This window comes from Pseudofrankia sp. EUN1h, from assembly GCF_001854645.1.
Classification (GTDB): Bacteria; Actinomycetota; Actinomycetes; order Frankiales; family Frankiaceae; genus Pseudofrankia; species Pseudofrankia saprophytica.
In genome coordinates this window covers 45645-59710 of the sequence record NZ_MBLN01000048.1, presented here as the reverse complement: position 1 = coordinate 59710, position 14066 = coordinate 45645, and the positions used below count along the sequence as shown (strand labels likewise).

Genomic DNA, 14066 nt, shown 5'->3' with positions numbered 1-14066 from the left:
GACGCACAACCAGAGGGTGGTTTCAGGAGTCCCACAGAGCGCGATGGCCGGATGTCAGCCGGCCCAGATAGTGGGGACGGCCCATGCCTCAGGTCGAACGTGAACCAGCCGACGACACGATGGTGACCCGCCTCGGCGGTTCCGAGATCACGGTCCGGCCGGAACCGCCAGCGGGCCGCGACAACGGGGCCATCATTCTGCTTCGCCTGGTCTCCCCGATGTTCGACACACTCGCGGTCGCCTACCTGGGCCCAACCGAGGCTCGGGCCCTCGCTCAGGCGCTCCTCGCCGCCGCGGACACCATCGACCCGACCGGTCCCGGCGGCTGGCGCACCCCGCCCCGCCGTCGGTGACGAGCGCGGTCAGGCYGACAGTTACCAAGCCTTCGTGGACGGCGCCCTGGTAGAAGGCGTCTTAACGGACAACGCCGTGCCGGACGGCGCTTTGAGTGACCGCGCTTTGAGTGACCGCGTCTTAGCGGACACCCCAGGTGTAGGTCTGCTTCACCAGGCGAAGGTAGACGAACGTCTCGGTCTCCCTGACCTGAGGAAGCGCCCTGATGTGGTCGTTGACCAAGGAGATCAGGTGCTCGTCATCCTCCGCGACGATCTCCAGCAGCAGGTCGAACGACCCGGCTGTGATCACGACGTAGTCGACCTCGGGCAGCTCCGCCAGGGCGTTGGCGACCTCCCTGGTGTCGCCGGTCACGCGCACCCCGATCATCGCCTGACGCCGGAAACCCACCCGCAACGGATCGGTGACCGCGACGATCTGCATGATTCCGGCGTCGAGCAGCCGTTGCACCCGCTGGCGCACGGCGGCCTCGGACAGCCCGACCGCCGCGGCCATCGCCGCGTACGACCGCCGGCCGTCCTGCTGGAGCTGTTCGATGATCGCCTTGTTGACGTCGTCCAGCAGGGGCTCGGACGAGGAACGACCACTCGGCGCCCTGCGCATCTGCACTGTTTCCTCCTCGCCGGCCGCACGTCATCGTATGACCACTCGATTCTGACCACGATGCGGTGACGAAAGGGGAATCTATCGACGGATTCCATCGCTGACCGGACAGTCGGCTACGCTTTCAGCATCGAACTGTTCGTCGCGAGCCTTGGAGGGCCGCCGTGACCACGGCTGACACACGCAACCAACAGGCCGCGGGGATCTCGGCGGCGACGCTCACCGAGCGAGCCACCGAGCTCGCCCGCCGCGAGGAGTCGCGGCTGGAGGCGGCCACCCCCGGCTCCGGCGCGCTGCACGAGCGCGCGCTGCGCACCATGACCGGCGGCGTCCCGTCGTCGTACCAGGAGCGCGACCCGTGGCCGATCTACCTGACCCACGGGCGCGGCTCGCGGGTCTGGGACGTCGACGGCAACGAGTACGCCGACTTCCACAACGCGTTCGGCTCGATGGTGCAGGGCCACGCGCACCCGGCGATCGTGCGCGCCGTCTCGGAACGGGTCGCGTTGGGCAGCCACTTCGCGATGCCGACCGAGGACGCCGTGGTGGTGAGCGAGGAGCTGGCCCGCCGGTTCGGGCTGCCGCGGTGGCGCTTCGTCAACTCGGGCTCCGAGGCGACGATGGACGCGATCCGGATCGCGCGCGGGCTCACCGGCCGGGAGACCATCGTCAAGATCTTCGGCTCGTACCACGGCCACCACGACTACGTGATGGTCTCGATCGGCGCCCCCTACGCCGACATCGGCCCGGCGGACGACATGAACTCGCTCGGCTACGGCGCCGGCATCCCGGAGGCGGTCATCGACCTCACCGTCCCCGTGCCGTTCAACGACGCCGCCGCGATGGAGCGCCGGATCGAGCGGCTCATCGACGAGGGCCGCAAGCCCGCCTGCGTGATCATGGAGGCGGCGATGATGAACCTCGGCGTCATCCTGCCCGAGCCCGGCTACCTGGAGGCGGTCCGGGACCTCACCCGGCGGCTCGGCATCGTCCTGATCTTCGACGAGGTGAAGACCGGCCTGTGCGTCGCGCCCGGCGGCGCTACCGAGCGGTTCGGCGTCACGCCGGACATGGTGACGCTCGCCAAGGCGTTGGGCGGCGGCCTGCCCTCCGGCGCGATCGGCGCCACCGAGGAGATCATGGAGGTCGTGGCGGCCGGGAGGGTGAAGCAGGTCGGCACCTACAACGGCAACCCGCTGACGATGGCGGCGGCGCGCGCGAGCCTGTTCGACGTGCTCACCCCGGCGGCGTACGCGCATCTCGACCGTCTGAACGACCGGCTCATCGCCGGGTGCGACGCGCTCCTCGCCCGCCACGGCATCCCCGGCTACACGGTCGGTATCTCCTCGAAGGGCTGCGTCCACTTCACCGACGCGCCGATCCGCGACTACACGACGTTCATGGAGCACCAGAACGCGGCGCTGCCCGAGCTCGCCTGGCTCTACAACGCCAACCGCGGCGTGCTGATGGCCCCGGGACGCGAGGAGGAATGGACCCTCTCCGTCCAGCACACCGACGCCGATGTGGACCGTTACTTGGAGAGCCTGGACGCCATGTGCGCCGACCTCGCCCGAGCGGCCGGCTGACTCGGCCCGCGCACCCCGGAGGACAGCCTTCAGAAACAGGAAAAGCCGGCGCATCTGCGCCGGCTTTTCCTGCAGGGACCCGTATCCGGTCCTTTGTTGGTAGCGGGGACAGGATTTGAACCTGTGACCTCTGGGTTATGAGCCCAGCGAGCTACCGAGCTGCTCCACCCCGCGTCGTTACGACAACTATACACGCCCCTCGGCACGTGGACAAAACGGCGGACTTCAAAGGAAGCCGTCTCGAGGAGCTCGTAGACCTACCCACGCAACGCGGCCGGCTCGGTCAGCGACGGCGGGCGTGCCTCGTCCCGGGCGCGGGCCCGGAGGATACCGACGCCGTGGACGCCTCGTCGCCCTGATGTCACGGTGGCCGTTCCTCGAACGCAGTGTCGGTTCAGATCAGCTCGCACGCCAGGAGGACGCGAGCGCGATCTGGCGCGGGCTGCCGTCAGGCAGACGTGACCGGCACGGGGATCAGCCCGGACTCGCGCTCGATGAGCCGGGTCGGCACCACCACGGTCCGTGGCGTGGGCGCTTCGCCGTGCATGCGGGCGAAAAGCAGCTGTGCCGCGGTCGCGCCGATCTCGGCCACCTGCTGGCTGACCACCGTGACAGCCGGGCTCATCAGATCGGCCAAGGGGAAGTCGTCGAAGCCGACGACCGCGACCCTGCGCTCGAGGGCGCGCTCACGCAGCGCCCTGACGACGCCGACCGACAGGTCGTTGCGGCCGGCGAACACCGCGGTAGGCGGATCGGCGAGATCGAGGAGCGCACGGGTCGCCGCCGTCGCATCGGCGGCGGTAGCCAGGTCCTTGACGACGACCCGCTCGTCGACGGGCAGGCCAGCTTCCGTGATCGCTTCGATGTACCCGCGGAGCCGCTCCCGCGCGGTCCACAGCCGACCGCGGTCGGTCAGACACGCGACGCGAACGTGGCCTCGGCCAAGAAGGTACTCGGTCGCCCGGTGGGCGCCGTCCCGGTTGTCGACGACGACGGTGTCGACCGCGAGGCCCGCCGCGGGCCGGTCCACGGCGACGACGGGGAGGCCCGCTCGGACCTCCGGGAGCAGGTAGCTCTGGTCCGGGCTGGCCGGCATCAGCACGAGCCCGTCGACGCGCCGCGTGACCATGTCGTGGACGAGAACCTGCTCGCGGTCCTCGTGGTCGTCGAGGCTCGACGCGAGCACCGCGACGCCGAGCGGCCGGGCATGGTCGTCGATCACGCGCAGCAGCTCCGCGGCGTACTCGTTACGGAGGTCATGGAGCAGCACGCCGATCGTCTGGGTGCGCACCCCGCGCCGTAGGTTGCTCGCCGCCAGGTTGTGCCGGTAGTCGAGCTGCTCGACGGCTCGGCGGACCCGCTCGACCAGATCGGGTGATACCCCCGGCTCGCCGTTGACGACCCGCGAGACGGTCTTGAGGCTCACGCCAGCCAAGGCGGCGACGTCCGTCATGGTGGCGCGCTTGCGCATGCGCGGCCTCCCTCCGAAAACCAGTGGGACCGGGTCCTGACAACGCTGTCAATCATACCCAGCATCCAGACATATGAGGCTTGACACGGGGCCATCCGGCTAGAACTATCGCCTGACAACGTTGTCTGGTCCGGCCGAGGTCAGCCGGACAGCCGAGAGAAGGGCCGCCACGATGCACCGAACCCGCCACACCCGACCCACGGCGTCCGGCCGGGTCCGCTCCCGCGTTCACCGAATCGCCTGCGCGGCCGTCTTACTGTCCGCCGTCACCGCCACGGCGGCCTGTGGCGGCTCCGGGTCCGGCTCCGGGTCCGACACGGTCTCGGTCTCGCTGATCACCAAGGACTCGATCAACCCGTTCTTCGTCGCGATGCAGGAGGGCGCCAAGAAGGCCGCCAAGGAACAGGGCGTCGACCTCACCGTCGGCGCGGGCAAGGAGGACGGCGACGAGGAAGGCCAGATCACGCTCATCGAGAACGCGATCGCGGCCGGCCAGGACGGCATCCTCATCACCCCGAACGGGCCGGGCGTGAACTCCGCGATCAAGAAGGCTCGGGACGCCGGCCTTTACGTGATCGCGCTCGACACCCCGCCCGACCCGGCCGACACCGTCGACATCACCTACGCGACCGACAACTTCAAGGCCGGCGAGCTCATCGGCCAGTGGGCGGCCAAGACCATGAAGGGCCAAGACGTCGTGATCGCGATGCTTGACCTCTTCAACGACAAGATCGTTTCCGTGGACTACAACCGCGACCAGGGCTTTCTGACTGGCATGGGGATCGACGTCAAGGACAAGACCAAGAACGGTGACGAGGCCAAGACCGGCACCTACAGCGGCGGCGGGTACACGATCGCCTGCAACGAGCCGACCAACGGCGCCCAGCCCGACGGCAAGAGCGCCATGGAGCGCTGCCTGGCCAAGAACCCGAACATCAACCTGGTCTACTCGATCAACGAGCCGGCCGGGATCGGGGCGTCCGAGGCCCTCGCGGCGGCGGGCAAGAAGGCGACCATCGTCTCTGTCGACGGCGGCTGTCTCGGCGTCAGCAAGGTGAAGGACGGCACGCTCGCGGCCACCTCGCAGCAGTACCCGCTCAAGATGGCCCAGCTCGGCGTCGAGGCCATCGCCCAGATCGCCAAGGGCGGCGCGAAGCCGGCCACCTCGCCGGGCCTTGACTTCTTCGACACCGGCGCGGCGCTGGTCACTGACAAGCCGGCGGCGGGCGTCGACAGCATCGGAACCGACGAGGCCAGCAAGATCTGCTGGGGCACCGTCAGCTGAGACCGGGACGGAGGAACCTGTGTCAACCACCATCCCGCACCAGCCAGCCATGGCGGCTGAGGCCTTCGCCGCTCGGCGCCGGTCGCCGACGCAGTCGGTTCAGCACCTCCTGCACGGGCATCCCACGATCAGCCCGATCCTCGTGCTGGTGGCCTCGTTCGTCGTGTTCACGATCGTCAACCCGAGGTTCTCCTCCGCGCAGTCGCTCTCGTTGGTTCTCCAGCAGGTAGCGATCGTGGCGGCGCTGGCGATCGGCCAGACGCTGATCATCCTGACGGCGGGCATCGACCTTTCCGTCGGCGCGCTCACCCTGCTCTCCATGATGGTGATGGCCAAGCTCGCCGCCGAGCAGGGCCTGCCGGGCGGGCTCGCGATCGCGATCGGCGTCGCCCTCGGCGCGCTGGGCGGCCTCGTCAACGGCTTGCTCGTCATGCGGTTGAAGGTGCCGCCATTCATCGCCACGCTCGGCACGCTGAGCGTCTTCACGGCGCTTGGGCTGCTCTACTCCAAGGCGCGCAGCATCCAGGCGTCGTCCATGCCCGACGTGCTGAGCTGGACGGGCGACACCTTCGGCGCGGGCCGGTTCCGGATCACCACCGGGGTCGTGCTCGTCGCGGTGATGTACGTCCTCGCGGCTTACGCGCTCGGCCAGACGGCCTGGGGCAGGCACGTCTACGCAGTCGGCAACGACGCGGAGGCGGCGAGGCTCGCGGGCATCAGAGTAGGCCGGGTGCTGCTGTCGGTGTACGTGGCGGCCGGGGTGATCTTCGGGATAACCGCGTGGATCCTCATCGGCCGCGCCGGGGCCGCCAGCCCCAATGCGCTGACAGACGCGAATCTCGAGAGCATCACGGCCGTCGTGATCGGCGGAACCAGCCTCTTCGGCGGCCGCGGTGTCGTGGTCGGGTCGCTGATCGGCGCACTGATCGTCGGGGTGTTCCGCAGCGGCCTGTCACTCGCGGGGGTCGACGACCAGTACCGCGTGCTGGCCATCGGCATCCTCGTCATCGCCGCCGTGGGTGTCGACCAGTGGATCAGGAAAGTGCGAGCATGAGCACAACGATGACCAAGCCGTTAGCCGCGGCCGAACGCCGGGTCCCCGCCCTCGAGGCCCGCGGGCTCGTGAAGACCTTCGGCCGGGTGGTCGGCCTCGACGGCGTCGACCTCGACCTCTACCCGGGCGAGGTTCTGGCCATCATCGGCGACAACGGCGCCGGCAAGTCCACCCTGATCAAGTGTCTCACCGGGGCCTACATCCCCGACGCCGGCGAGATTCTGGTCGACGGCTCCCCGGTGCAGTTCAAGCGCCCGCAGGACGCCCGGGCCGCCGGAATCGAGACCGTCTACCAGACGCTCGCGGTGGCACCGGCCCTCGACATCGCGAGCAACCTGTTCCTCGGGCGCGAGGTGCGCCGTAAGGGCGTCCTCGGCTCCGTCCTGCGCATGCTCGACAAGAAGGAGATGCGCGCCAGCGCCGAGCGCTCGATGACCGAACTCGGCATCGGGACCCTGCAGAACATGGGCCAGGCGGTCGAGACCCTCTCCGGCGGCCAGCGGCAGGCGGTCGCGGTGGCGCGTGCCGCGGCCTTCGCCAGCAAGCTCGTCGTCCTCGACGAGCCGACGGCCGCGCTGGGCGTGAAGGAGACGGCCCAGGTGCTCCGCCTGATCGAGGAGGTGAAGAAACGCGGGCTCGCCGTGATTCTGATCAGCCACAACATGCCGAACGTGTTCGAGGTGGCGGACCGGATCCAGATTCAGCGGCTCGGGCGGTCGGCCGGGGTGATCACGCCGAGGTCGCACACGATGTCCGAGGCCGTCGCGATCATGACCGGCGCCACGACGCTGGCCGAGACCCCGGGACGTGCGGCGCCATGACGATCGACGCCGGCATGCCGCTCCAGGCGATGACCGCGGCTGCCGTGGCCAGGGCGCGGTGAGGCCCGGGAGCGCACTGGTCGTCGGCGAGGCGCTCGTTGACGTGCTGCACGGCGCGTACGGCTCGCTTCGCGAGCGACCTGGCGGAAGTCCGGCGAATGTCGCGGTGGGGCTGGCCCGGCTCGGCCATCCGGTGACGTTGGCCACCCGGCTCGGGACGGACCGCCGGGGCGCGCGGCTGGCGGCGCACTTCCGCGACGAGGGCATCGAGCTGCTCGCCCAGCGCGGACCGCGGACGTCGACTGCCCAGGCACGGCTGCGGGCCGACGGCAACGCGTCATACGTCTTCGACCTCGACTGGGACGTCGCTCCCGACCCTCCAGCCGCGCGGCCCGTGGTGGTACACACCGGATCGTTCGGTGCCGTGCTCCCGCCCGGTGCCCAGCACGTGGCCGAACTCATCCGCGGCCTGGCCCCAGCCGCGACCGTTACCTACGACCTCAACCTACGCCCGGCCGCGATGGGAGCCGTCGAGGGTCTGCGGACACGGGTCGAGCGCATCGTGCGACTCGCGGACGTGGTCACCACGTCCGACGAGGATCTCGCGCACCTGCTGCCGGGGCTGGCGCCTGCCCAGGCCGCCGAACGACTCCTCGGGCTGGGGCCGAGTGCGGTGGTGGTGACGCTAGGCGCCCGCGGGTCGCTGTGCGTCACGCCGGGCGCGGTCGTCGCCGCGCCCGCCCACCGGGTCGAGGTCGTGGACACGATCGGGGCGGGAGATGCCTTCTGCGCGGGGGTGATCGACCGGCTCTGGCGCCTGGGCCTGCTCGGGTCCGCGCGGCGCGAGGCTCTCCGGACTCTCGACGACAGCGGGTGGTTCGACGTACTGACCCAGGCCTCCGTCGTCGCGGCGCTGACGGTGGGAAGGGAGGGTGCCGACCCGCCCACCCGCGCCGAGCTGGACGCAGCCCTGGGCGTGTCCGCGGGAGGGGAGATCTGACGCATCACAATATTCAGGCCCGGAGATCCACGATCTCCGGGCCTGAATTCGTAGCGGGGACAGGATTTGAACCTGCGACCTCTGGGTTATGAGCCCAGCGAGCTACCGAGCTGCTCCACCCCGCGTCGGTGAAACCACCGTATCAGACGGTCGGCGGGGGCTGTCAAAACGATGGGGCCGCCGGCTGGGCGGCCCCATCGCGATGCCGCTAGCCGGACGGACCGGCGCTGGGCGACGGTGTCGTCGTGGACGGCGGCGCGGCCGAGGGTGACGGCGAGGCCGAGGGCGTGCTGGCGCCTGTCAGCCCGTTGATCCGGGCGATCGCCTTGTCCTCGGCCGTCCGCGCCGCGCCGAAGGCCGCCCAGTCCGGCGGGGACTTCTCGAGTGCCTGCTCCTCGTCCGTGCGGGCCCTGTTGAGGTCGGTGATCGCAGACAGCAGCTCGGGGCTCGCGCCGGCGGGAGCCTGGGTCGGTGACGCGCTCGTCGAGGGTGAGGGCGACGGTGACGTGGTGGTGCCGTCCTGGGCCAACGGCGGCCCGGTCCCGCCGCCTCCGCCAGTGGTACCGGCGCCGGCCGCGGCCGCTCCGGCCCCGTCGCCGAACACCTTGACGAGCGCGGCCTGCAGCGAGTCCTCCAACGCGACCTTGTCGCCGAACACGACCGCGACGCCCTGCAGGGTCGGATACCTGGACGCGTCTCTGGCCTGGACGTAGTAGGGCTCGATGTACACGAGGCCGCCGGCGACCGGCAGGGTGAGCAGGTTGCCCTCGATGGTCTCGATCGTGGTGTTGGAGCTGTTCCCTCGCCAGGCCAGGAGCTTCTGGGCTGCCGGGCCGTTGGTCTCTATCAGGTTCTGCACCTGGGCCGGCCCGTTGATCGTCACCCCCTGCGGCAGGCGCAGTACCTCGAACTTCCCATAGTTACCCGGATCGCTGGAGACAGCGACGTACGCGGCCAGCTTCGATGACCGTCTGGAGATCAACGGCGACGTCAGGTTGAACGACGGCGATTTCTGGCCGGGCAGCTGGCTGTACACGTAGAAGGGCGGCTGATCCTTGTTCGCGTCATCCGGCGCCGGCGAGACGCCCCAGAAGTCCTCCTGCGAGTAGAACGCCCGGGGATTGGTCACGTGATAGTCGGCGAGCACGTCCCGTTGCACCTTGAAGAGGTCCTCGGGGTAGCGGAAGTGCGCCTTCAACGCGGTYGGAATCTCCTTGGCCGGCTTCACCGTGCCGGGGAAGGCGCGCATCCAGGTCCGCAGCACCGGGTCCTTCTCGTCGAAGGCGTAGAGCGTCACGGTCCCGTCGTAGGCGTCGACGGTGGCCTTGACCGAGTTGCGGAGATAGTTGATCTGATTCGAACCCTGCTGGGTGCGGTTCTGCCCGGTGACCGCGTCGGCGGTGACCTCGCCGAGGGCGTTGCGGTCGGAGTACGGGTAGCCGTCCGACGTGGTGTAGCCGTCGAGGATCCAGGTCACCCGGCCGTTCACGACCGCCGGGTACGGGTCACCGTCGAGCGTCAGCCACGGCGCGACCTTGGCGACCCGGTCGCGTGGGTTGCGCTCATAGAGGATCCGCGAATGGTCGGTGATGTCGGACGAGAAGAGGATGTTCTTCTCCCCGAAGCGGACAGAGAAGACGAAACGGTTGAACATGGAGCCGATCGAGACCCCGCCATCGCCGTCGTAGCTCGTGGTCGCCTGGTTCTGGGAGTCACCCGCGCCGTCGATCTCGGCCTGCTTCGTGCCGACGATCGAGTACTCCGGTGAGAGCTCCCCGAAGTAGATCTGGTTCTTGGTTATGTTGAACGGACCGGTCTGCGGCAGGTTTCCCACGGTGAAAACGGGCTTACCGCCCTCGACGGTGTTCGCCGGCGCCGCGACGAATCCCTTGCCGTGCGTGTAGATCAGGTGCTCGTTGATCCAGTTGCGCTGCGCCGGCGCGAGCCCGCTCTGGTCGAGCTCGCGAACGGAGACGACGTAGTCACGGGTGGCGCCCGAGCCGGTGCCGACCGTGTACCGGTCGATGTCGAGGGTGTCCGGGAAGCCGTAGTAGTTGCCGAACTGCTGGAGCTGGGTGAAGGTCCGCGACAGCTTGTTCGGGTCGAGCAGCCGGACATTGGAGACGGTTCCGACATCGTCGGCGACGGCGTCCGCGCTCACGTTCGTCGCCGGCCGGTAGTCCTGCGGTTTCACGTCCGCGATCCCATAGGCCGCGCGCGTCGCCTCGATGTTGCGGGTGATGTACGGCGCCTCCCGGGACGCCTCGTTCGGCTTCACCTGGAACTGCTGGACGATCGCCGGGTAGATACCGCCGATCACGACCGAGGACAGCACGAGGATTCCGGCGCCGAGCAGCGGCAGCGTCCACCCGCGCTGGAAGATGTTGTAGATGAACAGGCCCGCGCAGGCCAGCGAGATGAACAGCAGGATGAGCTTCGCCGGCAGCACGGCGTGCACGTCGGTGTAGCCCGCGCCCGTCGACACCACCCCGCGCGACGAGAAGACCGACCCGAACCGGTCCAGGTAGTAGCCCCACGCCTTGAGCAGCGCGAGCAGCCCCAGCAGCACCGACAGGTGTGCCTTCGCCGCCGGGGTCACCCGCTCCATCGACGCGCTGGCGGTCCGCTCCCGCGGGGGCTGGATGCGGATGCCCCCGAACAGGTAGTGGGTGATCACGGCCACCACCAGCGAGAGGATCACCGCGCTCAGCAGGAAGCCGAACAGGAACCGATAGAACGGGTACGTGAAGGCGTAGTAGCTGATGTCCCGGTGGAACTGCGGGTCACGCACGCCGAACGACTGCCCGTTGACCCACTGCAGCCAGGTTCGCCACCGCCCGGCCGCCGACAGGCCGGCCGCGAGGCCGAACAGCGCCGTCACCGTGAGCAGGACGATGAGCAGGTACGGCTCGACCGCGGACCGGTAACGCTCCAGGTTCTGCTGCTCCACCGACAACGGCCGCACCGGCGGGCGCAGCCGGTAGGCCAGCACCAGGTTGGTGCCGACGGCGACCGCCATCACGGCGCCGAACAGCACGAACAGCAGCACCCGCGTCCACAGGACCGTGGTGAAGACCTTGCTGAAGTTGACCGACCGATAGAACAGCAGGTCGGTGTAGACCGGCGTGAGCGCGAAGAACAAGATCACCAACAGGACGACCACGAGCAGCGGCACGATCACGCGTAGCCGGGTGATGAACGGCCGGCGGACCGCGCCCTTCGGCGCTCCCCGCTCAGACGGTTGCGCTGCCACAGTGCATCCTCCGTGCCCTCAGGCTCTGGCCCGCCTTCCCCCGAGTCGACCTGGCGCTCGGGCTTTGGCCCACTACGGGCAACCTACGCCAGCAGTCCGGGGTGGCCCGAGAGGCGTCTGGGCCGATCAGAGAGGATGGGCCCGTGACGAGCCCAAATCTCCCGGAGCTGACCGAGGTCGTGCTCGAGCTCGAGCGGTACGTCGCCACAGGCGGCTGGAACCAGCCTCACCGGCTCTTCGCGCTCGCACACACCGCGGACCTGCTGGCCTACGACCCGAGCCTGACCGATCACCTCGGCGAGGCGGCGTCACGGCAGCTGACCCCCATCGAGCAGGAGAACCTCCCCGAGGGCCCGCTCGAGCAGATGCTGGGCACGATCGGGTGGCCGGACGAGGTCGAGGGCTGCGTGCTCGTCACCGAGCTGGTGGTACTGCCGCCGAGCGCCGAGGAAGAGATTCCCTACGAGGATCACGAGATCGACGTCTGGGCGACCAGGCATCCGGAGCGCCAGGACATCCGGGTCGCCGTCGCGGTCACCCGCTCGGGCAAGTTCACCTCGTGCCTGCGCCGCCGCAACGACGAGCGCGAGATCGTCGTCGACCCCGACATCGCCGACGCCCTGTTCGACGGCCTCTTCGCCACTTTTTTGTAAGGCCCAGCCACGAGCGAAGCGACGTGGCCCCGCCGAGCCTGCTGTGGTTTCGCAACGTTCCAGCGGATCGCGACCGAGCTGGCGCGGAGGCGCGCCTCCGCGGAGGCATCCCTACGAGCGAAGCGACGTAGGGGTGCCGCAGCGGAGGTCGCAGGAGCGCGCGTGAGCGCAGGAGGACGGCGCGCGGAGGTCCCATGGGAGCGAAGCGAGTACGGGGCCGGAGCGCGCCGCCCGGACGGAGCGAACCATCAGCACAGTCAGCAGGTCGGGATCGATGACCTCTGGGGGCCGCCGAGCTTCTCTAGGGCGTCGAGGGCGTTCGAGAGCTTGTCGACCTTGATCAGAGTCAGACCGCTCGGGGCCATCTTCTTCGCGTCCGCGCAGTTGTCCGCGGGGACGAGGAACACGGTCGCGCCCGAGCCGCGGGCGCCGAGGATCTTCTGCTGGATGCCCCCGATGGGGCCGACCTTGCCGGTGGTGTCGATCGTGCCGGTACCAGCGATGATCCGGCCGCCGGTGAGCTGCCCCGGCGTGAGCAGGTCGATGATGCCCAGGGCGAACATCAGCCCCGCGCTCGGTCCGCCGACGTCCGAGATCCGGATTCGAACGGTGAACGGGTAGGTCCGCTTCTCCGTCGTCGTGATCCCGATGATCGGCCGGGTCTTGTCGTCGGGAGCCGTTCCGGTGGTGATGACGGTTGTCGTCGGGGTGCCGCCACCGTTCGACGAGGACGACGAGGAGGACGACGTCGCGCCGTGCTGGAAGGTGATTTTGACATCCTCGCCCGGCTTGGCCTTGCCGATCTCTCCACGCAGCTCGACCTGGGAATGCACCGGTGTGCCGTTGACCTCGGTCACGATGTCACCGGGCGACAGCTTGCCCGTCGCCGGCGAGTCGGTGGGCACGGCGACCACGACGACGGAGGTGCCGGTCGACTCGATGCCCAGCTCGGTCAGCGCCGCCGCGGTCGCCTGATCCTGGGAGTCCAGCATCGCCTGGGTGTTCTCCTGCTGGATCTGCTCCTGGGTCGAGCCAGGCGGCTCGATCAGCTCCCGGGGAACGACCGCGCGATCACCGTCGACCCAGTCCTCGAGGGCGCCCAGCAGGTTCAGCCGGGGCGTCTCCTCGACGGTGGTGAGTTCCAGCTTCCCGCTGGTCGGGTACGTCTGGCGCCCCTTGATGTCGATCAGCGTCACGCCCTTGACGCTGCCGAGCGTGTCCGTCACCGGCCCCGGGGCCAGCGTCACGAACGGCACCGGAAGCCACAGCCCCGCTATCCCCAGCACCAGCGCGAGCACCGACGCGACGACCAGGGTCTGAGTCCTGCGGGCCATGTCCCGCAGTCTACGTAGGCCTAGATCCCGACAGTGGCTCCCACCGACCGGCCCTGGCCCACGCAGACATCCCGGGCGCTGACCAGGGATGTCCGCGCGTCCGGCCTAGCGAGCCGGCTCGCTTCCCAGCGGTCCGGTCGCCTCCGGCACCGCCCGCCGCCGCGCGAGCTCGGCGTCCGCCGAGTCCTTCGGTGCCCTGTCCTCCGACGCCCTGTCCTCCGGCATCCGGTCCCCCGACGCCCTGTCCCCCGGCACCTGGTCGTCGACGACCCGCGCGGCCGGGACGACGGCTTCCACCCGTGGGGGCCTGGCCGGCCGCCCAGCCATCGCCTCGCGGGCAGGGGCCGCAGCCTTGGCCCCCCGGACGGCGTCGCCCGGATAGACCGCGTCCTTCGGGGCGCTTCCGGCGGAGGGATCGACGGGTCTCGCCAGCGCGTCCATGCTCCGGCGGTAGCCCTCGATGGTGATCATCGCTTCTCGGGCTCGCTTCGGACGACCGCGCAGCGCGGTCCACAGCAGCGCCAGCAGTAGCGCCGCGGGGGGAATCAGAAGCAACCACATGGCGGCCTCGACGCGAGGAAGGGGAAGCGAACGAAAAGGGGGTTGACCAGGAGAGTTGGGATCAGCGAGGTAGATGATCAGGATCTGTCCA

12 protein-coding genes and 2 tRNA genes are annotated in these 14066 nt (G+C 69.4%); 7 read left to right on the top strand and 7 right to left on the bottom strand.

All coding sequences use genetic code 11. The features are described from left to right. Window positions 1-83: 83 nt before the first annotated feature. Window positions 84-353, top strand: a complete 270-nt coding sequence (locus tag BCD49_RS14070) for a hypothetical protein (RefSeq protein WP_007515977.1) — start codon at window positions 84-86, stop codon at window positions 351-353. Between the two features lie 121 nt (window positions 354-474). Here the strand turns inward: BCD49_RS14070 and BCD49_RS14065 are convergent, their stop codons facing one another. After that, window positions 475-957 (bottom strand): Lrp/AsnC family transcriptional regulator, encoded by a 483-nt coding sequence (locus tag BCD49_RS14065; protein ID WP_106410173.1) that lies wholly within the window; start codon window positions 955-957, stop codon window positions 475-477. A gap of 203 nt (window positions 958-1160) precedes the next feature. Here BCD49_RS14065 and BCD49_RS14060 point away from each other — a divergent pair, with 203 nt between their 5' ends. Further along, window positions 1161-2543, top strand: a complete 1383-nt coding sequence (locus BCD49_RS14060) for an aspartate aminotransferase family protein (protein ID WP_232794279.1) — start codon at window positions 1161-1163, stop codon at window positions 2541-2543. Between the two features lie 97 nt (window positions 2544-2640). On the opposite strand, the gene BCD49_RS14055 is transcribed toward BCD49_RS14060, so the two are convergent. After that, window positions 2641-2717, bottom strand: a tRNA-Met gene (locus BCD49_RS14055). 274 nt (window positions 2718-2991) lie between these two features. Next, complete coding sequence (locus tag BCD49_RS14050) at window positions 2992-4014, bottom strand: LacI family DNA-binding transcriptional regulator (RefSeq protein WP_007515981.1); 1023 nt, start codon at window positions 4012-4014, stop codon at window positions 2992-2994. A gap of 172 nt (window positions 4015-4186) precedes the next feature. Between BCD49_RS14050 and BCD49_RS14045 the strand changes: the two genes are divergently transcribed. From BCD49_RS14045 to BCD49_RS14030, 4 genes are read left to right on the top strand one after another with little or no spacing between them, the layout of a single operon-like run. Then, the gene (locus BCD49_RS14045) at window positions 4187-5299 is read left to right on the top strand and encodes a substrate-binding domain-containing protein (RefSeq protein ID WP_007515982.1); all 1113 of its coding nucleotides are present in this window, start codon (window positions 4187-4189) and stop codon (window positions 5297-5299) included. A 49-nt stretch (window positions 5300-5348) separates the two neighbouring features. Continuing rightward, on the top strand, window positions 5349-6353 hold the full coding sequence (locus BCD49_RS14040) for an ABC transporter permease (RefSeq protein ID WP_051466220.1): 1005 nt from the start codon (window positions 5349-5351) through the stop codon (window positions 6351-6353). Then, entirely contained in the window at window positions 6350-7174 is an 825-nt protein-coding gene (locus BCD49_RS14035) for an ATP-binding cassette domain-containing protein (protein ID WP_007515984.1), read from the top strand. The genes BCD49_RS14040 and BCD49_RS14035 overlap by 4 nt, the downstream gene beginning before the upstream one ends. Before the next feature lie 58 nt (window positions 7175-7232). Beyond that, a complete protein-coding gene (locus tag BCD49_RS14030) occupies window positions 7233-8174 on the top strand; it encodes a carbohydrate kinase family protein (protein ID WP_007515985.1) in 942 nt (313 codons plus the stop codon). Between the two features lie 51 nt (window positions 8175-8225). On the opposite strand, the gene BCD49_RS14025 is transcribed toward BCD49_RS14030, so the two are convergent. Both BCD49_RS14025 and BCD49_RS14020 read right to left on the bottom strand, forming a co-directional pair. After that, a tRNA-Met gene (locus BCD49_RS14025) sits at window positions 8226-8299 on the bottom strand. A gap of 83 nt (window positions 8300-8382) precedes the next feature. Beyond that, entirely contained in the window at window positions 8383-11427 is a 3045-nt protein-coding gene (locus tag BCD49_RS14020) for a UPF0182 family membrane protein (protein WP_007515986.1), read from the bottom strand. A gap of 143 nt (window positions 11428-11570) precedes the next feature. Here BCD49_RS14020 and BCD49_RS14015 point away from each other — a divergent pair, with 143 nt between their 5' ends. Continuing rightward, window positions 11571-12080: a PPA1309 family protein gene (locus tag BCD49_RS14015; RefSeq protein WP_007515987.1), complete on the top strand. Its 510-nt coding sequence runs from the start codon at window positions 11571-11573 to the stop codon at window positions 12078-12080. Between the two features lie 257 nt (window positions 12081-12337). Here BCD49_RS14015 and BCD49_RS14010 read toward each other — a convergent pair whose 3' ends face one another. Together BCD49_RS14010 and BCD49_RS14005 are read right to left on the bottom strand one after the other, a co-directional pair. Next, on the bottom strand, window positions 12338-13414 hold the full coding sequence (locus BCD49_RS14010) for a YlbL family protein (protein WP_007515988.1): 1077 nt from the start codon (window positions 13412-13414) through the stop codon (window positions 12338-12340). 105 nt (window positions 13415-13519) lie between these two features. Beyond that, complete coding sequence (locus tag BCD49_RS14005) at window positions 13520-13975, bottom strand: hypothetical protein (RefSeq protein WP_007515989.1); 456 nt, start codon at window positions 13973-13975, stop codon at window positions 13520-13522. Window positions 13976-14066: the final 91 nt, after the last annotated feature.

What these genes read in the sequence shown, in the direction of transcription:
- BCD49_RS14065 (WP_106410173.1), bottom strand. Translation starts at nt 957, where the DNA reads ATGCGCAGGGCGCCGAGTGGTCGTTCCTCGTCCGAGCCCCTGCTGGAC.
- BCD49_RS14070 (WP_007515977.1), top strand. Translation starts at nt 84, where the DNA reads ATGCCTCAGGTCGAACGTGAACCAGCCGACGACACGATGGTGACCCGC.
- BCD49_RS14040 (WP_051466220.1), top strand. Translation starts at nt 5,349, where the DNA reads ATGGCGGCTGAGGCCTTCGCCGCTCGGCGCCGGTCGCCGACGCAGTCG.
- BCD49_RS14050 (WP_007515981.1), bottom strand. Translation starts at nt 4,014, where the DNA reads ATGCGCAAGCGCGCCACCATGACGGACGTCGCCGCCTTGGCTGGCGTG.
- BCD49_RS14045 (WP_007515982.1), top strand. Translation starts at nt 4,187, where the DNA reads ATGCACCGAACCCGCCACACCCGACCCACGGCGTCCGGCCGGGTCCGC.
- BCD49_RS14035 (WP_007515984.1), top strand. Translation starts at nt 6,350, where the DNA reads ATGAGCACAACGATGACCAAGCCGTTAGCCGCGGCCGAACGCCGGGTC.
- BCD49_RS14005 (WP_007515989.1), bottom strand. Translation starts at nt 13,975, where the DNA reads ATGTGGTTGCTTCTGATTCCCCCCGCGGCGCTACTGCTGGCGCTGCTG.
- BCD49_RS14010 (WP_007515988.1), bottom strand. Translation starts at nt 13,414, where the DNA reads ATGGCCCGCAGGACTCAGACCCTGGTCGTCGCGTCGGTGCTCGCGCTG.